Origin of the sequence: Pseudomonas sp. 39004, assembly GCF_028682155.1 — a bacterium.
Classification (GTDB): Bacteria; Pseudomonadota; Gammaproteobacteria; order Pseudomonadales; family Pseudomonadaceae; genus Aquipseudomonas; species Aquipseudomonas capeferrum.
In genome coordinates, this window is the sequence record NZ_JANIAG010000078.1 from 1 (window position 1) to 24,559 (window position 24,559).

The 24,559-nt window shown below is 64.7% G+C and carries 6 protein-coding genes; 3 read left to right on the forward strand and 3 right to left on the reverse strand.

The features are described from left to right. The coding region (locus tag NP534_RS14950) for a cyclic peptide export ABC transporter (RefSeq protein ID WP_274099207.1) at positions 1–952 on the reverse strand (952 nt) is incomplete at its 3' end. 46 nt (positions 953–998) lie between these two features. Continuing rightward, positions 999–1,451 carry an azurin gene (gene azu / locus NP534_RS14955; protein WP_274099208.1) on the reverse strand — a complete coding sequence of 151 codons (453 nt, stop codon included), beginning with the start codon at positions 1,449–1,451 and terminating at the stop codon, positions 999–1,001. 181 nt (positions 1,452–1,632) lie between these two features. Here azu and NP534_RS14960 point away from each other — a divergent pair, with 181 nt between their 5' ends. The 3 genes from NP534_RS14960 to NP534_RS14970 all read left to right on the forward strand — a co-directional run bounded on the left by NP534_RS14960 (position 1,633) and on the right by NP534_RS14970 (position 22,299). After that, on the forward strand, positions 1,633–2,616 hold the full coding sequence (locus NP534_RS14960; RefSeq protein ID WP_033699720.1) for a TauD/TfdA family dioxygenase: 984 nt from the start codon (positions 1,633–1,635) through the stop codon (positions 2,614–2,616). 137 nt (positions 2,617–2,753) lie between these two features. Next, complete coding sequence (locus NP534_RS14965; RefSeq protein ID WP_274099209.1) at positions 2,754–9,230, forward strand: non-ribosomal peptide synthetase; 6,477 nt, start codon at positions 2,754–2,756, stop codon at positions 9,228–9,230. Between the two features lies 1 nt (position 9,231). Beyond that, the gene (locus tag NP534_RS14970; RefSeq protein WP_274099210.1) at positions 9,232–22,299 is read left to right on the forward strand and encodes a non-ribosomal peptide synthetase; all 13,068 of its coding nucleotides are present in this window, start codon (positions 9,232–9,234) and stop codon (positions 22,297–22,299) included. Between the two features lie 194 nt (positions 22,300–22,493). Here the strand turns inward: NP534_RS14970 and NP534_RS14975 are convergent. Further along, on the reverse strand, positions 22,494–24,559 hold a 2,066-nt coding region (locus NP534_RS14975; RefSeq protein WP_274099211.1), incomplete at its 5' end, for a TonB-dependent siderophore receptor.

Below are 24,559 nucleotides of genomic sequence, written 5' to 3' on the forward strand. Positions count from 1 at the left end.
CGGGCGAGGAGAAGCGCTCGGACAGGTCGGCGATGCGGCGGAACGCCACCTGGGCGCGGCCGAGAATCGGCAGGTTGCCAATCAGCGTCTCCAGCGGGCCTTTCATGTACAGCAGCACCAGCACGAAGCCGCTCATCACCGCTGGGTCGTTGCTCGGCCACAGCGATTGCAGGGCCAGGGTCAGGCCGATGACCACGAAGAACAGCATCGAACCCAGGCTCTTGGCTGCCACGAAAATGTTGATGGAGCGGATGTGGGTGTTGGCGATGAAGTCCGCCGTGCCCTGGATGTTGCGGGTCAGCATGGCGTGGCGGCGGCGGCGGTCGATGCGCAGCTCCTTGGCGCCTTCGGCGATCGCCGAGTAGTGCTTTTGCAGGTTGTCCTCGGCGTCGCGGGCGGCGTTGAAGCCGGCCACGCCTTTTTGCCGGGCGACGTACTGAATCGCGCTGCCAATGCCGATCGCCACCAGAGTGATGAGGAAGATCGGCCACGACAGCCAGGCCAGGTAGGCCATGCAGCCGATCACGGTGGTGAGTGAGATCGCCAGCGGCGCGAAGGCGAAGGCGAAGTCGCTGATGGTGTCGACGTCGCGGGTCAGCACCGGGATCAGGCGGTGGGTGCGGTAGCGCTCGATCTGCTCGATGGGCGCAGACAGCACCTTGGCGCCCAGGTCTTTGCGCAGCCGGGCAATGACCTTCTGGCCGACGTAGTTGGTGCCGCTGTCGGCGGCCACGCTGCTCACCAGTGCCAGCACGCACAGGCCGGCGAAGGCCAGGATCACACCCTGGCTCATGCCGTCGGCGGCATGCAGGCCCTGGTTGACGGTGGCCAGCAGCGCGGTCACGGCCAAGCCGCCGACCATGCCCAGCAGCACCGAGACGATGACCGCCGGGCGGTAGGGTTTCAGCAGGCCCAGCAATTCGCGGATGGCCCCGGGGGAAGACGTTTTCATGAAGCGCGATCTCGGTGATGGAGTGGGGGTGGGCGGCGCAGCGGGGTCAACTCCCGAGGGCCAGGGTGCCCTTCATCAAGGTGCTGTGGAACGGGAACGAGCAGTAGAAGCTGTAGGCGGTCCCGGCCTTCAACGACCGGGTGTCGAGGGTGACGCTGTCTGTTTCACCGCCGCCGATCAGGCGGGTATGGGCGAGCACCCGGGTGTCGCCTGGCTTCACGTAATCCTGTGCCTCACCGGCCTTCAGGCCATCGTCCAGCACGCCTTGCATGTCTGCCTGGGTGCTCAGTACCCAGTTGTGGCCCATGACGTTCTTGGGCATCTGGCCGGGGTGGGCGAGGATGACGGTGAACGACGTGCAGGCCTTGGGTACGGTGATTTCGACCTTGTCGAAGGTCATCTGGTCGGTGCCGTGGATCTCTACGGCGCAGTCCTCGGCCGACCAGGCCACGGCAGGGGCCGCGGCAAGCAGGGCGAGGAGCAGAAGCTGGCGAGTCATGTAAGGTTCCTGGACGATAAAAGGGTGCACATCGTTCAGACGAACCGGCGCGCGTTCGCTTTACCTTGTGAGTGGGGGCGGGTGAATTTCTGCCGGGCACGCTCGTTCATCTAGTCAGGCGCCCTGATGGCGCAGCATCCGATTTCGCCGCCATGGCGGCCCTGGCTTGAGGTGACGGTACATGAGTGAATTGCTGAGCTTTGCGATCGAACCCCTGGACGCCGCCCGCGGCGACCTGCCGCTGCTGGTGCGCGCGCCAGAGCCCGGCATCGACCTGCTCGACGCGTTCGAAGAACTGAAGCCGCTGGTGGAACGCCACCTACTGCATGCGGGCGGCATCCTGTTCAGGGGCTTCCAGGTGGGTGGGGCCGAGGCTTTCCGCCAGTTCGCTGCCGCCTTCGGCCACCCGCTGCTCAACTACGAGTTCGGCTCCACGCCGCGCAGCAACGTGACCAAAGGGGTGTACACCTCGACCGAATACCCGGCGCACCAGAGCATCCCCTTGCACAACGAACAGGCCTATACCCTCGAGTGGCCGATGAAGATCTGGTTCTACAGCGTGATCCCTGCCGAGACCGGGGGCGAGACGCCGATTGCCGACAGCCGCGAGGTCTACCGGCGGATGCCGGCGCGTATTCGCGAGCGGCTGGTCGAGAAGGGGCTGATGTATGTGCGCAACTACGGTAATGGCCTGGATGTGGAGTGGTCGCAGGTGTTCAACACCGAAGACCCACGCCAGGTCGAGGCGTACTGCCGGGCGCATGCCATTGAATGCATCTGGAAGGAAGATGGCGAACTGCGCACCCGGCAGCGCTGCCAGGTGGTGGCGCGCCATCCGGTGACGGGGGAGGACGTTTGGTTCAACCAGGCGCACCTGTTCCATGTCTCGAACCTGCAGCCGGAGGTGCGTGAGTCGCTGATGGACATTGTCGAGGAGGAGGACCTGCCGCGGAATGTGTATTACGGCGATGGTTCGACCATCGAGGATTCGCTGCTCGATGAAGTGCGTGGGGTGCTGGATGAGTGCACGGTCAGTTTTCCTTGGCTGGAGAATGATGTGCTGATGCTCGACAACATGCTTGCGGCCCATGCGCGGTCGCCGTTTACCGGGAAGCGCAAGGTGGTGGTGGCGATGGCGGAGGGGTATTCGCAGGTTTTGCGTTGATTGGTTTTTTTGGGGGGGCAGGGGTGCAAACCTCAAGGCATGCACTCACCGGCCCACCCCAAATCCCCCCGCCCCTAAATCAGCCCCCCATGCCTTCGTCTGACAGTTACCGCTCGACTGCCAGGACATCGCTCGACATGAATGCTGAACAGACGCTCAAACTCGCTCGCCGCTTCATCGAACTCAGCCCCGACAAGCGCCGCCTGTTCCTCAAGGCGCTGCAGGGCGAGGGCATGGACTTCTCCGTGCTGCCGATCGCGCCAGGTGTCGAGGTCGACGAGCGTGACCAGCTGTCCTACGCGCAGCGGCGCATGTGGTTCCTCTGGCAGCTCGACCCCCAAGGCGCAGCCTATAACCTGCCCATGGCCGTGCGCCTGCATGGCCCGCTGAACCGGGTGGCCCTGCAGCACGCCTTCGATGCTCTGGTGGCCCGCCACGAAACCCTGCGCACTCGCTTCGTCGCCGACGGCGATGACGTGCGTCAGCAAGTCGATGCAGCCGCCGCCCCGCTGCAGTTGCGCCACGACGGCTTGAGCGAGATGGCCGAAGAGGCCCGCCAACACGCCCTCGAATCCATCGCCGAAGAAGAGGCCCTGGCCCCCTTCGACCTGGCCGGCGGCCCGCTGCTACGCGTACGCCTGCTGCAACTGGCAGAACAGGACCATGTACTGCTGCTGACCCTGCACCATATCGTCGCCGATGGCTGGTCGATGAACGTGCTGATCGACGAGTTCCTGCACCTCTACGATGCCGCCGTGGCCGGCACCGAAGCCACACTCGAACCCTTGCCGATCCAGTACCGCGACTACGCCCTGTGGCAGCGCAGCTGGCTCGAGGCTGGCGAGCAGGACCGCCAGTTGGCGTACTGGCAGGCGCGCCTGGGCGACGATCACTCGCCGCTGGAGCTGCCACTGGACCGCGCCCGCAGCGGTCGGCCGAACTACCGCGGTGCGCGTCACGAATTCCCGATTGCCGCCGACGTCGCCGAACGCCTGCGCGGCCTGGCGCGTCGGCACAATGTCACCCTGTTCATGGTCCTGCTGGCAGCCTTCAAGCTGCTGCTGCAGCGCTATGGCGGGCAGAGCGCCGTTCGCGTCGGGGTGCCCATCGCCAACCGCAACCGTGCCGAAAGCCAGGGCCTGATCGGTTGCTTCATCAATACCCAGGTGCTGCACACCGAAATCGACCCACTGCTGGATATCGCCGGCCTGCTGCAGCGCGTGCGCGAAACCGCCGTGGGCGCGCAAAGCCATCAGGACCTGCCGTTCGAACAACTGGTCGAGGCCCTGGAGCTGCCGCGCAGCACCGAGAGCCCGCTGTTCCGGGTGCTGTTCAACCACCAGGCCCAGGTGGCGGATGTCGAAGCCATCAAGACCCGCTCCGGGCTGAGCCTGGCACCGATCACCCTGGAAAAGCACAGCGCCCGTTTCGACCTTGCACTGGATACCCACGAGCGGGCCGGCCAGCTGCATGCTGCCTTCACCTATGCCCTCGATGTGTTCGATGCGGCCACTGTCGAAGCCCTTGGCGAACAATGGCTGGCGCTGGTGCAGGCGCTGGCCGACGAGGCCCCTGGTGCGGTGGGCGAGTTGCCGTTGCCAGGCCTGGCCGCCACCCTGAATGCGCATGGGCAGGCCGCCGAGCCGTTGTTGGTCCACCAGCGCTTTGCCGAGGCTGCCCAGCGCCACCCCGAGCGCACCGCCGTGATGGCAGCAGGCGAGGCGGCCAGCTTTGCCGAGCTTGATGCCCGTGCCGAGGCCATCGCCGACAGGCTGGTCGAAGCTGGCGTGCAGCCGGACACCCTGGTCGGCGTGCTGGCCGACCGCAGCGTCGGCATGCTCGCCAGCATCCTCGGCGTGCTCAAGGCGGGCGGCGCCTACCTGCCACTGGAGCCCGAGCAACCGGCCGAACGCCTGGCCTACATGCTCGCCGACAGTGGCACCCGCCTGGTGCTGGCGCCCGGCAATTGGCAGGCAGCGCTGCCAGGCGGCGTCCATCGGCTGGCCTGGGAACACACCCAGGCCGCTCGTGAAAGCGCCCCACGGCGTGCCGTTGCAGCGGCCAACCTCGCCTACGTGATCTACACCTCCGGCACCACCGGCCAGCCCAAGGGCGTTGCGATCAGCCATGGCGCGTTGGGCAACTATGTCGAGGGCATCGCCGCGCGCCTGCCGATGAGCCAGATCCACAGCATGGCGCAGGTCTCGACGCCGGCTGCGGACCTCGGCCACACCATGCTGTTCGGCGCCCTGTGCGGTGGCCAGACCTTGCACCTGCTGCAGCGCGACCAGGTACTGGATGCCGAAGGCTTCGCGGCCTACCTGGCGCAGCACCAGGTGGATGCACTGAAAATCGTGCCCTCGCACCTGGAGGCCATGCTGGTCGCCGGCCGCTCGGCACTGCCGGGGCAGTGCCTGGTACTCGGCGGCGAAGCCATCAGCCCGGGCCTGCTCGGCAAGATCCGCGCGCTGGCGCCGGCACTCAAGGTGTTCAACCACTATGGCCCGACCGAGACCACGGTCGGCGTGCTGGTGGCCGAACTGGACAACCAGGCTTCGCTCGGCCAACCGCTGGCCAATGCACGCGTCAGCGTGCTCGACCGCTGCCTGCAGCCCTTGCCGGCCAAGGCCAAAGGCGAGCTTTACATCGGCGGGGCAGGCCTTGCCCGTGGCTACCTCGCCCGCCCGGCGTTGACCGCTGAGCGTTTTGTGCCCGACCCGAACGGTAATGGCGAGCGCTTGTACCGCAGCGGCGACTGGGTACGGCAGAGCGCTACCGGCGAGCTGCAGTTTGCCGGGCGCATGGACGGCCAGGTGAAGATCCGTGGCTACCGCGTGGAGCTGACCGAAATCGAGAGCCAGCTGCGTGGGCTGGAGGGCGTCGCCAATGCCCTGGTGCGGGTCCAGGGCCAGGCACCGGAGCTGCAACTGGCGGCCTGGCTGGTGCCGAGCCAGATGCCGGCAGACAGCCAGGCCTGGCAGGAGGCGATTCGCGCCACGCTCAAAGGGCTGCTGCCCGAGCACATGGTACCCACCCACCTGATGGTGCTGGAGCGCCTGCCGGTGACGGTCAACGGCAAGGTCGACATCAAGGCGCTGCCCACGCCGGTCGCCACCCAGGTGGCCTACCAGGCACCGGTAACCCCGTTGCAGGTGCAACTGGCGCAGATCTGGGCCGAGGTGCTGCAGGTGCCGCACGTGGGCCTGGGCGACAACTTCTTTGCCCTGGGTGGGCATTCGCTGCTGGCCACCCAGGCCGTGTCGCGGGTGCGCAAGCATCTGGGCCTGGACATCCCGCTGCGCACGCTGTTCGACACGCTCGACCTGCAGGCCTTTGCCCAGGCCGTGGCCGAGGGCGAGCAGGGCGCGGGGCTGGAGATCGAGATCCTCGACCGCCAGCAGCCGCTGCCGGTGTCCCGCTCGCAAAACCGCCAGTGGCTGTTCTGGAAACTCAACCCGCAAAGCCTGGCCTACAACACACCGATGGCCGTGCGCATGCAAGGCGCCCTCGACCGCGCAGCCGTGCAGGCCGCGCTGGATGCGCTGGTGGCACGCCACGAATCACTGCGCACGGTGTTCGTCGAAGCCAACGGCTTGCCGTGGCAGCGCATTCTGCCCGCCGCTTCGGTACCGATCGGCTTCGAAGACCTCAGCGGCCAGGACGAGGCCGCGCAGATGCGCAAGCTCGAAGCCGAAGCCTTTACCACGTTCGACCTGGAGCACGGCCCGCTGCTGCGAGCGCGCCTGTTCAAGGTGCATGCGCACGAGCACCTGCTGTCGCTGACCTTGCACCACATCGTCTCTGATGGTTGGTCGATGAGCCTGCTGGTACGCGAGTTCGCTGCTGCCTACAACGCGGCTGCCAGCGGCCAGGCAAGGGCCATCGAGCCGCTGCCGGTGCAGTACGCCGATTTCGCCGCCTGGCAGCGCAAATGGCTGGCCGAGGGGCAGATGCAGGCACAGATCGACTATTGGAAGGCGCGCCTGGAGGACGATTTCGAAGTGCTCGAACTGCCCGCCGACCGTATTCGCCCGCCGGCCAAAAGTTACCAGGGCAGCCGCTTCGACCTGCGCCTGCCGTTGGCCCTCACCGAGCGCCTGAGGGCCCTGGCGGTGGCGTCTAATGCCACGCTGTTCCATGTGTTTCTGGCGGCCTACGCCATCGTGCTGTCGCGCTACAGCCGCAAGGGCACGATCAACATCGGTGTCCCAGTGACCAACCGTAACCGCCTGGAGCTCGAAGGGCTGATCGGCTTCTTCATCAACGTGGTGGTGGCGCGGGTCGGCGTCGATGGCAGCCTGCCGTTTCCGCAGTTGCTGGCGGCGATCAAGGAAACCACCCTGCAGGCGCAGGCCAACAAGGACGTGCCGTTCCTGGAGGTTGCCGAGGCACTGTACCCAGAGCGCGACCAGGGCGTGAACCCGTTCTTCCAGGTGCTTTACAACCATTTGCGCGACCTGGGCGAGCAGGTGTCCAGCGATGCTCTGCATGGCCTCAAGGTCCGCGAAGTGGACTTGCTGGAGCCGGGCGCGCAGTACGACATCTCGCTCAATACCCTGGAGCGCTCCGACGGTGTGACCGCCTCGTTCAACTACTCCACCGACCTGTTCGATGCGCCGCGCATCGAGCGCATGGCCGGGCACTGGCAAGCGCTGCTCGAAGCCATCTGCGCCGAGCCGCAGCGCTGCATCGCCGAGCTGGACTTCCTGGCCGACGATGAGCGTCGCCAACTGACCCATGGCTGGAACCCACCGCCGGCAGCCAGCAGCGGCCTGTGCGCGCACCAGTTGCTGGAGCGCCAGGCGCGTGCGCAGCCAGACGCCGTGGCGCTGATCTTCGATGATCAGCAACTGAGCTATGCCGAGCTGGACCGCTGCAGCACTCAGTTGGCCCATCGCCTGCGTGCAATGGGCGTAGGCCCTGACTGCCTGGTGGGTGTGGCCGTCGAGCGTGGCCTGGGCATGGCACTGGCGCTGATCGCCATCCACAAGGCCGGCGGTGCCTATGTGCCGCTGGACCCGGACTACCCGCAAGAGCGCCTGGCGTACATGGTCGAAGACAGCGGCATCGGCCTGCTGCTGGCCGATGCGCCGTCGCTGGCGCGTTTGCAGCTCGACCCGCAGCTGCCTTGTCTGGTGCTCGAACCCGGCACCCAGTGGCTGCACGCCTGGCCGGCCGAGCCGCTGCCTAACCTGGCGGCGCCGCACAACCTGGCCTACGTCATCTACACCTCGGGCTCCACCGGCATGCCCAAGGGCGTGGCCATCGACCACCATGCGCTGTCGGTGTTCTGCCAGGTGGCCGCCGACTACTCACGCCTGAGCCCGGGTGATCGCGTGCTGCAGTTCGCCACCTTCAGCTTCGACGGCTTTATCGAGCAGTTCTTCCCGCCGCTGGCGCAAGGCGCTTGCGTGGTGCTGCGCGACCTGCGGCTGTGGGACACCGCCACCCTGCTGGACGAAATCAACCGCCACGGTGTGACCGTGGCCGACTTGCCCGCCGCCTACTGGCGCCTGTTGGCCCTGGAGCGTCGCGGGCCAGAGGCCTATGGCCGGCTCAAACAGATCCACGTTGGCGGTGAAGCGGTGCCGGAAGACGCCCTGCGCGCCTGGCTGGCCGATGGGCCGCCGGCGGTGCGTCTGCTGAACACCTACGGGCCGACCGAAGCGACCGTGGTGGCCACCACTTTCGACTGCTCGCAGATGACGCCCGCGCAGATCAGCCAGGGCGGTGTACCGATTGGCCGAGCGCTGCCGGGCCGTACCCTGCACGCACTGGACGACGGCCTGGCGCCGACCCCAGTGGGCGTCTCTGGCGAGCTGTTCATTGGCGGGGCAGGGTGCCTGGCGCGGGGTTACCACCAGCGCCCGTCGCTGACGGCCGAGCGCTTCATCCCCGACCCGTTCGACAGCGTGGGCGGTGGCCGCCTGTATCGTACCGGCGACCTGGGCTACTACGACCCACATGGGCAACTGGCCTATCGCGGGCGGGCTGACCACCAGGTGAAGGTGCGCGGTTTCCGCATCGAACTGGGCGAGATCGAGCAGTACCTGCGCGCGCACCCGGACGTTCGCGAGGCCACGGTACTGGCCATCGACCTGCCCAGCGGCAAGCAGCTGTGCGCCTATGCGGTACCTGCTGAAGGCGCCAGCGGCGATCTGCGCCAGGCCCTCAAGCAGTACCTCAAGGCCAGCCTGCCGGACTACATGATCCCGTCCTACCTGGTGACCCTGCCGAGCATGCCGCTGACCCCCAGCGGCAAGCTCGACCGCAAGGCGCTGCCATTGCCCGACCCCAGCCAGCCACAGCACGAATACGAAGCGCCGCAGACCGAGCTGCAACAGCAACTGGCGCAGATCTGGGCGCAGTTGCTCAACCTCGGCCAGGTCGGCCTGAACGACAACTTCTTCGAACTCGGCGGCCACTCCCTGCTGGCGGCGCAAGCAGTATCGCGCATCAACGTGGAACTGGGCCTGGACATACCGCTGCGGCTGATCTTCGCCCACCCCGAGCTGCGCGCGTTCGCCCAGGCGCTGGATGAACAAGGCCTGTCGCTGAGCGACGACGGCCTGAGCGATATCGAAAAAATGATGAACGAATTCACCGAGGCCTGACATGCAACTCACCCCCGCACAACGCATTGCCCAACGCTTCGTCAGCCTGCCTGTGGAGCAGCGTCAGCAGATCCTGGAGAAAATGCAGGCCACCGGGCAGAGCTTCCGCCTGCTGCCCATCGTGCCTGCACGCCAGGGCCTGGCGCGCATTCCCTTGTCGTTTGCCCAGCAGCGCCTGCTGTTTCTCTGGCAGTTGGAACCCGACAGCCCGGCCTATAACGTGCCGATGGCCGTGCGCCTCAAGGGCGCTCTGGAGCTAACGGTGCTGCAGCAGGCGCTGGATGCGCTGGTCAGCCGCCACGAGTCGCTGCGCACGCGCTTCGTTTCGGATGAAGGCGAGTTCCACCAGGAGATTCTCGGCGCCTGCCCGCTGGTGCTGGACGTGGTCGAGTTTCAGGCGGGCGACGATGAAGCCGCCTTGAGCGAAGCCGTCGATGCCGCACTCAAGCAACCGTTCGACCTGCTGACCGGGCCGCTGATGCGGGTCACCCTGCTGCGCCTGAGCGCCGAGCACCACGTGCTGGCCCTGAGCATGCACCACATCATCTCCGACGGCTGGTCGAGCGACTTGCTAGTGCAGGAGTTCATCCAGCTGTACACCGCGCTGGCTGAAGGCCGCGAGGCGCAATTGCCGGCCCTGCCGATCCAGTACGCCGACTATGCGATCTGGCAGCGCGCCTGGCTCGAGGCCGGTGAGGCCCAGCGCCAGCTGGCGTATTGGCAGGCGCAACTGGGTGACGAGCAGCCGCTGCTGAGCCTGCCGCTGGACTTCGAACGGCCCGCCACGCCGAGCTACCGCGGCGCAGTGCTCAAACTGCAGATTGGCGCCGAGCAGGCCGAAGCGCTGCGCAGCCAGGCGCGCAAGGGCGGGCACACACTGTTCGTGCTGATGCTGGCGGCCATGGCGGTGGTGCTGTCGCGCTACAGCGGGCAGTCGGACATCCGCATCGGCGCGCCGAATGCGGGGCGTAACCGCAAGGAGCTGGAAGGCCTGATCGGCTTCTTCATCAACACCCAGGTGCTGCGCGTGCAGGTGGACGAACGCGCCACCTTCGCTGAGCTGCTGGAGCAGGTCAAGGACGTGATCGGCGGCGCTCAGTCGCACCAGGAGCTGCCGTTCGAGCACCTGGTGGATGCCTTGCTGCCAGAGCGCAACCTGGCCCACAACCCGCTGTTCCAGTTCAAGATCAACCAGCACGTGGCGGCGGGCGACGCGTCGCGCAAGCGCCTGGGCACGCTGGAGGTGGAAGGCTTTGCCCGTGAGGGTGGCGATGCGCGCTTCGACCTGGCGTTCGACTTCTCGGATAAACCCGATGGCATCGAGGGGTACTTCACCTACGCCACCGACCTGTTCGAGCCCGCGACCATCCAACGCCTGGCCGACTCGCTGCGGCGCGTGCTGGACGTGCTGAGCCATGCCCAACAGCAGCCGATCGTCGACCACCTGGAGGTAGCGGCGCAGCAGCCGACCGCAGCAGAAACCTACCCGCACCGCGACTTCCTCGCCCTATGGCACCAGGCGATGGCGCAAGGGCAGGCCCAGGGCGGCGTGCGCGCTGGTGAACGCTTCATGACCCAGGGCGGCCTGGACGCTGCGTCCAACCGCGTAGCCGACTACCTGCGCCAGCGTGGCGTCGGTGCCGGCAGCATCGTTGCCCTGTGCCTGCCGCGCTCCATCGATTGGGTCACGGCCTTGCTGGCGGTGCTCAAGACCGGCGCCGCCTACCTGCCGCTGGACACCCAGCAGCCGCAAGAGCGCCTGCAGCAGTTGGTCGTCGACAGCGGCGCCGCCGTGCTGTTGCATGAGCCTGGCGATACCCGCTTCGCTGGCCTCGACGGCTTGCAGGCGGTTGCCTGCGAGCCCGCGACGTGGGCGGCCTGCAGCGACAGCCCGGTGGCGGTCGCGGTCAGCCCTGAGCAGCCGGCTTATCTGATCTACACCTCGGGTTCGACCGGCCAGCCCAAGGGCGTGGTGGTCAGCCACGGGGCACTGGCCAGCTATATCCAGGCTGTGCTCGAACGCCTGCAACTACCGGCCGGGGCGAGCATGGCCATGGTGTCCACCACCGCCGCCGACCTTGGCCACACCGTACTGTTCGGTGCCCTGGCCTCGGGCCGCTTGCTGCACTTGCTACCGCAGGAGTTGGCCTTCGACCCGGATGGTTTCGCCAGCTACATGGCGCAGCATCAGGTGGGCGTGGTGAAACTGGTGCCAAGCCACCTGCAAGGCCTGCTGCAAGCTGCCCGCGCCGCCGATGTGCTGCCCGCTGCAGCACTGATTCTGGGCGGTGAAGCATGCCCTTGGAGCCTGCTGGAAAAAATCCGCGCATTGCGCCCCGAGTGCCGCGTCATCAACCACTACGGCCCGACCGAGACCACGGTCGGCGTGCTCACCTTCGAACCCGACCAGCGCCTGGCCAACTGCCGCACGGTGCCGGTCGGTCGCCCACTGGGCAATGCCTGCGCCGAAGTGCTCGATGGCTACCTCAACCCGCTGGCGCCGCAGGTGGTCGGCGAGCTCTACCTGGGTGGCCAGGGCGTTGCCCAGGGTTACCTGGGCCAGCCTGCGCTGACGGCCGAACGCTTCGTGCCGGCGGCCGATGGCGCCCGCCTGTACCGCACCGGCGACCGGGCGCGGTTGAGCGCTGAAGGCCTGGTGGAATTTATCGGGCGTGCCGATGACCAGGTGAAAATCCGTGGCTATCGCGTCGAACCGGGTGAAATCGGTCGCGTGCTCGCCGGGCTGCCCGATGTCAGCGACGCCGTGGTCCTGGCATTGCCGCTGGAAGGCGATGCCGAGCGCCTGCAACTGGTGGCCTACGTGGTGGCCGAAGCAGGCGTGACCGTGCCGCAGTTGCAGGCGCAACTGCAGGCCCGCTTGCCCGACTACATGGTGCCTGCGCAGGTGCTGTTGCTCGAGCGTCTGCCGCTGACCGCCAACGGCAAGCTCGACAAGCGCGCCTTGCCGGCGCCGGGTGCGGTAAGCCGTGGTTACGTGGCGCCTGAAGGCGACATCGAGGAGAAGCTGGCCGCGGTATGGGCCGACGTGCTCAAGCTGGAACGCGTGGGCAGCAGCGACAACTTCTTCGAGCTGGGCGGCGATTCGATCCTCAGCCTGCAGATCATCGCCCGGGCCAAGCGCCAGGGCATCAAGATCACCCCCAAGCAGCTGTTCGAACAGCAGACCGTCGGCCAACTGGCCCAGGTCGCCAAGCGCATCGAAGCCAAGCAACCGGCAGCCGCTGCCCCGGTGGACACCGCTGTCAGCGGTGAAGTGGTGCTGCTGCCCGCGCAGGCGCGCTTCTTCGAGATGGACATCGCCCAGCCAGGGCACTGGAACCAGTCGGTGCTGTTGAAACCGGCCCAGCGCGTGCAGGTGGAACACCTGGAGTCGGCCCTGCGTGCGGTGCTGGAGCAGCACGATGCCTTGCGCCTGCGCTTCAGCCGCCAGAACGGCCAGTGGCAGGCCCGCTTCCAGGCCCTGGACAGTGCGCCGCTGGTGCGCCAGCGCAGCCTCGCAGCGCTGGGCGAACTGGACGCCGCTGGCACCGAGGTGCAGTCCAGCTTGAACCTTGAGCAAGGCCCGCTGCTGCGTGCCGAACTGTTCGACCTCGCCGATGGCCAGCAGCGCTTGCTGTTGGTCATTCACCACCTGGTGGTGGACGGCGTGTCCTGGCGGGTGCTGCTCGAAGACCTGCAAGAGGCTTATCAGCAACGCCTGAAAGGTCAGCCGGTAAGCCTGCCAGCCAAGACCTGCTCGGTGAAAACCTGGGCCGAGCGGCTGGTTGCGCATGCCAGCAGCCCGGCGCTGCAGGCACAGGGCGACTACTGGCTGCAGGTGCTGCAAGGCAGCCCGGCAGAACTGCCGCGTGACAACCCGCAGGGCAGCCTCGGCAACCAGCACGCCCGCACTGCCGCGTCGCGCCTGGATGCCGCGCGTACCGCGCAGTTGCTGAAGCAGGCCCCCGCTGCCTATCGCACACAGATCAACGACCTGCTGCTGACCGCGCTGGCGCGCACGCTGTGCCAGTGGAGCGCGCAGGATGAGGTGCTGGTGCAACTGGAAGGCCATGGCCGCGAAGACCTGTTCGACGACCTTGACCTCAGCCGCACGGTCGGCTGGTTCACCAGCCTGTTCCCGGTACGTCTGGCCCCTGGCCAGGCCGTGGGCGAGTCGATCAAGGCGATCAAGGAGCAACTGCGCGCCGTGCCGGACAAAGGCATCGGCTACGGCCTGCTGCGCTACCTGGGCGATGCCCAGACCCGCGAGCGGCTCAGCGGCGCAGCGCAGGCACGCGTCACCTTCAACTACCTGGGCCAGTTCGACGGCAGTTTCACCGCCGACGACGCGGCATCGTTCAGCCCTAGCGGCGAAAGCGCCGGCCGCACCCAATGCGCCGGTGCGCAGTTGGGCAACTGGCTGAGCATCACCGGCCAGGTGTACGGCGGCGAGCTGTTCCTGGAGTGGACCTACAGCGAAGACGTCTACCGCCCGGAAACCATCCAGCACCTGGCCCAGGCCTACGAGCAGGCGTTGGCCGAGCTGGTCGAGCATTGCTGCCAGCCTCAGCACCAGGGCGTGACGCCGTCGGACTTCCCGCTGGCGGCACTCACCCAGGCCCAGCTGGACAGCTTGCCGCTGGCCCCGGGGCAGATCGCCGATGTCTACCCGCTGTCGCCGATGCAGCAGGGCATGCTGTTCCACACACTCTACGACCAGCAGGCCGGCAACTACATCAACCAGTTGCGGGTCGATGTCGAAGGGCTGGATGTGCAGCGCTTCAAGCAGGCCTGGCAGGCCGCGCTCGATGCCCATGACATCCTGCGCAGCGGGTTCGTGCTGCAGGGCGAGCTGGAGCAGGCCGTGCAAGTGGTGCGCAAGTCGGTAGCGTTGCCGTGCAGCGAGCATGACTGGCGTGGCCAGCCGGCGCTGGAAGCCGCCTTGCAGGCCTTGGCCGAAGGCGAGCGACAGCGCGGCTTCGAGCTGGCCGAGGCGCCGCTGCTGCGGCTGGCCTTGGTGCGCACGGGTGAGGCGCGCCACCACCTGATCTACACCAACCACCATATCCTGATGGATGGCTGGAGCACCTCGCGTTTGCTGGGCGAAGTGCTGCAACGTTACGCGGGGCTGGCGCCACAGGCCCAAGCCACGCATTACCGCGACTATATCGCCTGGCTGCAAGGCCAGGACGCAGCGGTTGCCGAAAGCTTCTGGAAGGCCCAACTGGCTGGGCTCGACGAGCCGACCCGGCTGGCCCAGGCCATTGCCGGTAGCGCAGGGGTTGCAGGCACCGGCTACGGTGATCATCGCCTGGCCTTCGATGCGGAGCAGACGGCGCGCATCGAAGCCTTTGCCCGCGCCAACCGCGTTACCGTCAACACCCTGGTGCAATCGGCCTGGCTGCTGCTGTTGCAGCGCTGCACTGGCCAGGCCAGCGTGTGCTTCGGCGCCACGGTGGCGGGTCGCCCGGCAGACCTGGCTGGGGTCGAAGAGCAGATCGGCCTGTTCATCAACACCCTGCCGGTGATCGGCGCACCCCGTGCCGAACAGACCGTGGCCGAATGGATTGGCCAGGTGCAGGCCAGCAACCTGGCCGTGCGCGAGTTCGAGCACACCCCGCTGTATGACGTGCAGCGCTGGGCAGGGCAGGGCGGTGATGCGCTGTTCGACAGCATCATGGTGTTCGAGAACTACCCGGTGTCCGAAGCGCTGCAACAAGGCGCGCCGGGTAGCTTGCGGTTTGGCAATGTGGCTGTGCAGGAGCAGACCAATTACCCGCTGACTCTGGTAGTGGAGCTGGGCGCGACCCTGTCGATGCACTACAACCACGATCGTACGCGGTGGAACGACGAGACCATCGGCCGGCTGGCGGCCAATTTCGCGGATCTGTTGCTGGCACTGGTCGCGGACACCGGCTCGGTTGTCGGCGAGCTGCCGATGCTGGGCCTGCAAGAACAGCAACTGATGGTCGAGCGCTGGAACGACACCCAAGCGGCATACCCGGATCAGCGCAGCATCCATTCGCTGATCGAAGCCCAGGCGTTCGCCACCCCACACGCCCCGGCACTGGTGTTTGGCGAACAGACCCTGAGCTATGCCGAGCTCAATGGCCAAGCCAACCAGCTGGCGCACAAGTTAGGTGAACTGGGCGTTGGCCCGGACGTGCTGGTGGGCATCGCCATGGAGCGCAGCCTGGAGATGGTCATCGGCCTGCTGGGCATCGTCAAAGCTGGCGGCGCCTATGTGCCGCTGGACCCGGAATACCCGCAAGACCGCCTGAGCTACATGTTCGCCGACAGCGGCATCGCCTTGCTGCTGACCCAGTCGCACCTGCGCGATGCCTTGCCGATCCCGGCCGGCCTGCGCAGCCTGGACCTGGACACCGAGCAGCTCGGTGCTTACAGCGACGCCAACCCGAACATCGACGTGGCGCCGCTGAACCTCGCCTACGTGATCTACACCTCCGGCTCCACCGGCCGCCCGAAAGGCGCTGGCAACAGCCATCAGGCGTTGGTCAACCGCCTGTGGTGGATGCAGAAAGCCTACGGCCTGGACGCCAGCGACAGCGTGCTGCAGAAGACCCCGTTCAGCTTCGACGTGTCGGTGTGGGAATTCTTCTGGCCGCTGATGACCGGCGCCCGTCTGGTCATGGCCCAGCCAGGTGCACACCGCGACCCGCAACTGCTGGTTGAAACTATCAACCAGTACGCCATCAGCACGCTGCACTTCGTGCCGTCGATGCTGCAGGCGTTCATGACCCACGAAGCAGTCGAGAGCTGTGTCAGCCTCAAACGCGTGGTGTGCAGCGGTGAAGCGCTGCCTGCCGAACTGGCCCGCCAGACCCTGCAGCGCCTGCCAGCGGCCGGCCTGTTCAACCTGTACGGCCCGACCGAAGCTGCCATCGACGTCACCCACTGGACCTGCCAGCCGGACGAAAGCATCAGCGTGCCGATCGGCCAGCCGATCGACAACCTCAAGACCCACATCCTCGAAGGCAGCCTGCAACCTGCGGTACGCGGCAGTGCCGGCGAGCTGTACCTGGGTGGCGTGGGCCTGGCCCGTGGTTACCACCAGCGCCCAGCGCTGACTGCCGAACGCTTCGTGCCGGACCCGTTCAGCGACAACGGCGGGCGTCTGTACCGCACCGGTGACTTGGCGCGTTACGACGCCGACGGCGTGATCGATTACGCCGGGCGTATCGACCACCAGGTGAAGATTCGCGGTTTGCGTATCGAACTGGGTGAAATCGAAGCGCGCCTGCTGGAGCTGCCAAGTGTGCAGGAGGCGGTAGTGCTGGCCCTGGATGGCCTGAGCGGCAAGCAGTTGGTGGGTTATGTGGTGCCGGCCGACAGCACGCAAGACGAGGGTGCACTGCGCGACAGCCTGCGGGAGGCGCTGAAGGCCGGCCTGCCGGATTACATGGTCCCTACGCACCTGTTGCTGCTCGGCAAGCTGCCTGTGACACCGAACGGCAAGCTGGACCGCAAGGCCTTGCCGCAACCCGATGCCAGTTTGCTGCAAGGCGAGTACGTGGCGCCGCAGAGCGAGCTGGAACAGCAGATCGCGGCGATCTGGGCGGATGTGCTCCGGCTTGAACGCGTCGGCTTGAATGATAACTTCTTCGAGTTGGGGGGGGATTCGATCGTGTCGCTGCAGGTGGTCAGCCGCGCACGTCTTCAAGACATCCAGTTCACGCCCAAGGAGTTGTTCCAGGCCCAGACGGTTCAGGGCCTGGCAGCCGTGGCCCGCCGTGCGGCCAGTGCTGTCATCGATCAGGGGCCGGTAACCGGTGTGACCCCGCTGACCCCGATTCAGCATTGGTTCCTTGAGGCGGATATTGCGCAACGACACCACTGGAACCAGTCCGTACTGCTTACGCCGAGTGAAGTGCTGGACTCGAATACCCTGGACGCGGCGTTGCTCGCACTGGTCGAGCATCATGATGTGCTGCGCTTGCGCTTCGAGTCGGAAGGCGATGCCTGGCAAGCCGAGTTCCGCGAAACACAAGCGCATCCGCTGTGGACGCGATCAGTCGTCAACGCAGATGATCTTCAGCCGCTTGTCGAAGAAGCCCAGCGTAGCTTGCGCCTGGAGCATGGGCCCTTGGTGCGGGCGTTGCTGGCTAACCTTGCGGATGGGAGCCAGCGCTTGCTGCTGGTGATCCACCACCTGGTTGTGGACGGTGTGTCCTGGCGGGTGCTGCTGGAGGATTTGCAACAGGCGTATCAAGCGCTACGCGCCGGGGCGGCGCCTCAGTTGCCGGCCAAGACCAGCGCGTTCAAAGCGTGGGCCGAGCACCTGCAACGTCATGCCACAAGCCCTGTGCTGCAGGCTGAGCTGGGCTTCTGGCAAGCGCAACTGCAGGGCGCCGATGACGCGCTGCCGTGTGACTATCCACAGGGCGAAAACCTGCTCAAGCATGCCGCGTCGGTCAGCACGAAGCTGGACCGTGAGACCACCCGGCAACTGCTTCAGCAAGCCCCGGTAGCCTATCGCACACAGATCAACGACCTGCTGCTGACGGCGCTGGCCAGGGTGGTGGGCCGTTGGACTGGGCGCCCAGAGGTGTTGGTGCGCCTGGAGGGCCATGGCCGGGAAGATCTGTTCGATGGCATCGACCTGAGCCGCACGGTGGGCTGGTTCACCAGCATGTATCCGATCACCTTGCGTGCTCAACCTGGTCTGGCTGACTCGATCAAGGCTATCAAGGAGCAATTGCGCGCAGTGCCCAACAAAGGTGTGGGTTATGGTTTGCTGCGATACCTGGGCGGGGACAACGCGCGTGATGTACTCGCGGCGCTGCCCCAGGGGGAAATCGTGTTCAACTACCTGGGGCAGTTCGACGGTAGCTTCGATGGCCAGTCGAGCCTGTTCGTGCCTGCCAAGGAGTACGCGGGTGCTACTCAGGATGCTGACGCGCCATTGCCCAGTGTGCTGGCAGTGAACGGTCAGGTTTACGGTGGCGAACTGAAATTGAGCTGGAGCTTCAGCCGTGAGCTGTTCGACGAGGCGACTCTCAAACGGCTGGCGGACGCGTATGCCGACGAGCTGAGGCTTTTGGTGGCCCACTGTTGTGAACAGTCCCATCGAGGTGTCACGCCGTCGGACTTCCCGCTGGCTGGCCTCACCCAGGCTCAACTGGACAGCTTGCCGGTAGCGGCGGGGGATATTGCCGATATCTACCCACTGTCACCGATGCAGCAGGGCATGCTCTTCCACACCCTACAGGGTGCGGAAGCCGCGCTGTACATCAACCAGACCGCTGTAGAGGTCGAAGGCCTTGAGGTCGAGCGCTTCATTGCGGCCTGGAATCATGTGATCGCGTGCCATGACATCCTGCGTACCGGTTTCTGGCTATCTGCCAAGGCAGACCAGCCTCTGCAACTGGTGCATCGCCACGCCACCCTGCCTGTGCAAGTGCTTGACTGGCAAGGCCGTGATGACACTGCTCAGGCATTGCAAGACTTGGCGTCGAAGGAAGCGGCAGAAGGCTTTGACCTGATGGCTGCGCCGTTGATGAGGTTGACATTGGTCAAGCTCGAAGACACACGCGTGCACCTGATCTGGACACGTCATCACATTCTGATGGATGGCTGGAGCAATTCGCGTCTGCTGGGAGAAGTGCTTCAAACTTACCATGGGCATGCTGCCAAGGCTCCGCTCGGCCGCTTCGCGGATTACATCCGCTGGCTGGGCGAACAGCCGCAAAGTGCACTTGAAACGTTTTGGGGCAGTAAGCTGCAAGCGCTTGAGAGCCCGACACTTCTGGCAGGCAGCATTGCGCCACAGCCCGATGGCAAGCTTATTGGCCATGATGCCTTGTACTTGAAATGGGACCGCCAGCAGACCCTGCGTCTACGCGAGCAAGCACAGCGTCTGCGGGTCACCCCGAATACCTTGATTCAGGCCACTTGGCTGTTGCTGTTGCAGCGCTATACCGGGCAATCCACAGTGAGCTTCGGGGCCACGGTAGCCGGGCGGCCCGCAGGTCTGGCAGGCGCCGATGAGATGCTCGGACTGTTCATCAATACCTTGCCAGTGGTTCAGTCTGCGCAACCTCATCACGTCATCGGCGAGTGGGTACGTCAGCTTCAGGCATACAACCTGGAACTGCGTGACCATGAACATGCTGCATTGTCCGATGTCCAGCGTTGGGCAGGGCGCCCGGGGCAGCCGTTGTTCGACAGCATCGTTGTCTTCGAGAACTATCCGGTCGATGAGCGCCTGCGCGAGGAAGGCGCTGGCACGCTGCGCTTCGGTGAAGTCAGTAGCCGTGATGTGACCAACTATGCCATGGACCTTGCCGTGCACCTGGGCGATACCTTGTCCGTCGAGTTCCTGTACCTGCGAAACCGTTTGACTCATGCAGCAACCGACATGATCCGCGGCAGCTTCGAGCGCTTGCTCAATGGCATCCTGGACAACCCGAGTGCAACGATAGGCAGCCTGGATATGCTCACGCCGATGCAGTCACTGAAGGCGATCGAGCGTAACCAGCTGCAACCTCGGCAACTGGGCATGCCGTTGCTGGCTGAGCGTATTGCCCAGCACGCGGTGGTCAGGCCGCACGCCGTGGCTGTCGTCTGTGCCGGGCAGCAACTGACTTATGCGCAGCTGGACGAGCGGGCCAACCGTCTTGCACACCATTTGATCGGGCTGGGCGCGCAGCCTGAAACGACCCTGGGTATTGCCCTGGAGCGTTCTACCGAGACGATCGTGGCGTTCCTTGCGGTGATGAAAACCGGCGCGGCCTATGTGCCCCTGGACATTGACTACCCGCAGGAGCGTCTGCAGTGGATCGTGGAAGACTCGAACATGCACCTGCTGCTCACCAGCAGCGGCTTGCGTGAGCGTCTGGGCGAAGTACGACACGTTGTGGCACTGGACCAGTTGTCACTGTCGCAGCTGCCGTCGTCTGCACCGCAGCCGCAGGTACAGGAAGACAACCTGGCTTACCTGATTTACACCTCTGGCTCTACCGGTAAGCCGAAGGGTGTGGCGGTGAGCCATGGGCAAATCCGCATGCACTGCCAGGCCATCGCTGAACTGTATGAGATGGACGAGGCCACGCGTGAGTTGTTGTTCATGTCGTTTGCCTTCGACGGCGCCCAGGAGCGGTGGCTCTCCACCCTGTCCTCCGGTGGTTGCCTGGTGGTTCGTGAGAACCGCTTGTGGACCGCAGAAGAAACCTGGCAGGTGCTGCATGCACAGGGCATCGATATTGCGTGCTTCCCACCGGCCTACCTGCAGCAACTGGCTGAGTTCGCAGAGGGTCAGCCAGAAGCTCCGCCCGCGGTACGCATCTACTGCTTCGGCGGAGATGCGGTACCTGATGCGTTGTTCGAACTGGTCAAGCGCACCTTGCAGCCGCAGTACTTGACCAATGGTTACGGGCCTACAGAAACGGTCGTGACGCCGATGCTCTGGAAGGTATCGGCACAACAGCGTTGCGAGGCGGTGTATGCGCCGATTGGTGATCGGGTTGGCCAACGTACGTTGCATGTACTCGATGATGACCTCAATCCCCTGCCAGAGGGTGTAGCAGGTGAGTTGTACATAGGGGGCGAGGGTGTGGCGCGGGGTTACCATCAGCGTAGCGCCCTGACGGCCGAGCGTTTCGTGGCCGACCCATTCGCCGAAGGCTCGCGCTTGTATCGCACGGGGGACCGCGTACGGCGCCGTGCCGATGGGGTAATCGATTTCATCGGGCGACTGGACAGCCAATTGAAGGTCCGCGGCTTCCGGATCGAACCCGGTGAGATCGAAGCGCGCTTGCGTAACTTGCCCGCTGTCAGGGATGCCGTGGTAGTGGCTCGTGAGGGCGCTACCGGCAAACAACTGATCGGGTATGTGGTCACCGGCACGGCCGCAACCGATGCAGCGCAGCTGCGCGAGGCTTTGCGCGCGGAACTGCCTGACTATATGGTGCCTGCGCAATTGGTGTTGTTGCCGGCACTGCCGCTAACACCCAATGGCAAAATAGATCGCAATGCATTGCCTGCTCCCGAGTTTGCGGCGCAGCGGCAACGGATTGCACCGCGTAATGCCGTGGAGCAGGCCCTGGTGAACATTTGGCAAGACGTTCTGGGCGTGCAGAGTGTGGGCGTGGAGGACAATTTCTTCGAGCTTGGCGGTGACTCGTTGCGGGTACTCAAGATGTTGTCGAAGGTCAGGGCTAACGATGACATCCCGATAGAGCTGAAACTGCGGGACGTCATGGCGAAACCGACCATTGGCGAACTCAGCGGCTATGCCACGGCCGATGAGAGCCTCGATCCCTTGTTGCTGCTCAACAGTCGCGTGCCCGATGTTGCACCACTGTTCTGCCTGCACGCGGGGTTTGGCACGGTGTTCGATTACGAACCGCTGGCCCGCCGCCTGGAGGGGCGATGCAGCGTCTACGGCGTGCAATGCCGAATGCTGCTGGACCGTGATTGGATGGACGATTCGCTACAGTCGATGGCCATCGATTACGCCCAGTACATCCGCCAGAAGCAGCCTGCAGGGCCTTATCGTCTGTTGGGGTGGTCGCTGGGCGGCACGCTGGCCGTGCTGGTTGCTCAGGAACTGGAAAGCCAGGGGCAGCAGGTGGCGTTGCTCGGGTTGGTCGACAGCTTCATGCCGGGGGCCGAGCCGGGTGATTTGCAAGGTGACTGGAGCGATGACCTGCGTGGTTTCCTGGGGGTAGTGTTGGGTGTGCCCAAGGACCAACTGGCTATTGCGTCGGTTCCAGCCGGTAGTGCAAGTACAGTGCTGGAGCAGGTGATCGACGAGGTATGCGCGATGCACAGCGGGCAGTCAGCGTTTGCCGAAGTAGGCAGCGGTGAACTGGCTCATACCTTTATCGTTGCCATGCAACTAAAGGTACTGTCGCAAGCGATCGAGGCACTGCCGGCGACCCAGGCATTGGCATCGTGCTGGTGGGCAGGCGGCAGCGTCAGCCGTGCATGGACGCACCCATACGCTGAAAGCAACGCCGTCAGTGCAGGTCACTATGACATCCTCAGGCATGCTGATGTCATCGAGGGGTTGGTGGCGAAGTTGAGGGAGGTGGACACGGTCGCATAAGGCGGGTCTTTTAGAAATGCCAAGAGGGGCTATCCGTACGGGATAGCCCCTTTGTTTTATGCAGGCATAAAGGTTGGCTCGCCTACGCAAAGGCTGGGCATGAAAAAACGGCGCTCCGGTTAGGGAAGCGCCGTTCTTTACAGGCCCTGGTCTGGACTGAGGCCGGCTAGTCAAGCCGGGCTAGGTAAATGCCATCAGAAGTCGTAGCGCAGATCCAGCGTGGCATTACGCGGTGCACCATAGTGACCATAACTGCCGGCCATGCCGGAGTAGTACTTCTCGTCGAACAGGTTGTTTACGTTCAGCGTTGCCGCCAAGTGCTCGGTCACCTGGTAACGCGCCATCAGGCTGGCCACTGCATAGTCGTCATCCTTGACCTTGGCATTGTTGAAGTTGGTGAACGTCAACGCCTTGCTCGAATCCCAGTTGACGCCACCGCCTACGGTCAGCTTGTCCAAGTCGCCCTGGAGCCGATAAGTGGTCCAGAGGCGGAACGTGTCCATGGGCAATTGGGTCGTCAGGCGGTCGCCGTCGGCGTTTTCGGTACGGGCATGGCTGTAGCCTGTCTGCACATTCCAGCCTGGCGCGATCTCACCCGCGATTTCAAACTCGAAGCCCTTGGTTTTTGCGCCGTCGACGGCACGATACGCCTGGCCATTGGTTGGTGTGAGTTGGCCCGGATCGACTTCCGCGAAGTTGTCCCGCTCCACCATGAACACGGCGGCGCTGGTATTCAGGCGGCCATCGAAGAACTCGCCTTTCCAACCCAATTCGTAGTTCTTGCCAACCACTGGCTCCAGTACCTTGCCGTCTTTGTCCATTGATGCCTGCGGCTTGAAGATGTCGGTATAGCTGACGTAGAGAGACTGTTCGGGAGTCAGGTCGTAGACCACACCGGCGTAGGGGGTTACCTGACCGGTTTCACGCATCTTGCTGACCGTGTTGGTGTTGGCGATCAGCGAGGTCAGGTCCGAGTCGTAGCTGTATTGGGAAACCCGTGCGCCCAGCAGCAGGTGCAGGTCATCGGTAATGTTGAAGCGGTTGGCCACGAAGTAACCGCTCTGTCGGGTCTTGATGTTGAAAATCAGAGAGGGCCGGTAGCCATCGCGGGCCAGGTAGTTATCCCACGTGTAGAAATTGAACGTAGCGATACCACCGGTCTGCGAGTGGTGGTCGTTCTCATATTCGGAATAGTTATACCCCACGACCAGGTCGTGGGAACGGCCGAACAGATCGTAAGTGCCGGAGAGGTTGACGTCCAAGCCCTTCTGGGTTTGATCGGCGGAGATCTTTGCCCGTTCGGCGCTCGCCGCTCCAGTCGCCTCGTTCAGATAGGTCACACCGGACGTACTGCGGTACCAGCCCAGGTCAGCATCGCGATCGACGTCCATGTAGTTGGCCACCACCCTGAGCTTCCAGTCGTTGACCAACTGTTGCTCCAAGGTCGCCGTGTAATTCATGGTCTCGAAATCATCGTACATCCACCGAGCGCCGGAGCTGGTGGAACGGGAGAAATCGGTTTGCTTGCCGTTGGTGAACAGCAGCGGAACACCAGGGGCGCCGGTCGACCGGTATTTCTGGTAATCGACACCAAAACGCACAAGGGTGGTGTCGGTCAGGTCGGCTTCGACGACGCCGTAGAGGATTTCCCGCTTCTGATCGTACCAGTCCATGAACGTGTGGTTGTCTTGTTTGGCCGCGACCATGCGCCCTCGTACGTTACCGGTCTCTGTCAGCGGGCCGGAGACATCGACTTCGCTGCGGTAGTTATCCCAGGATCCAACGCTACCCTTGATGTAGGACTTGAACTCGCGGGTCGGCTTCTTGCGGATCAGGTTGATTACGCCGCCGGGCTCGCCGGCACCGGACATCAGGCCTGTGGCACCACGGACGATCTCGACCCGATCATACAAGGCCATGTCCAGCAGGGTGCTGGGCATGTTGCGCGTCTGGTTTTCCTGGCTGGTGTTGACGCCGTCGAATTGATAGGTATCGATGGCACTCCCGCGAGAGTAGATGTTGAAGCGTTCGCCGCCATCCTGGGACATGGTGATCCCAGGCGTCTCTTTCAACACATCGGTAATGGCGCTGAGGTGTTGGTCATCCATGCGTTGCCGGGTCATGACGGTGACCGATTGAGGCGTTTCACGAAGCGACAGATTCATCTTCGTGGCCGTACTGGTCACGCCCGTGGTGTAGGAACCGGTGCCTTCGGTAGTAGCGCCCAGGCCCACGCTATTGACGTTGGTCGCCGAAAGCT

What these genes read in the sequence shown, in the direction of transcription:
- NP534_RS14965 (WP_274099209.1), top strand. Translation starts at nt 2,754, where the DNA reads ATGAATGCTGAACAGACGCTCAAACTCGCTCGCCGCTTCATCGAACTC.
- NP534_RS14960 (WP_033699720.1), top strand. Translation starts at nt 1,633, where the DNA reads ATGAGTGAATTGCTGAGCTTTGCGATCGAACCCCTGGACGCCGCCCGC.
- azu (WP_274099208.1), bottom strand. Translation starts at nt 1,451, where the DNA reads ATGACTCGCCAGCTTCTGCTCCTCGCCCTGCTTGCCGCGGCCCCTGCC.
- NP534_RS14970 (WP_274099210.1), top strand. Translation starts at nt 9,232, where the DNA reads ATGCAACTCACCCCCGCACAACGCATTGCCCAACGCTTCGTCAGCCTG.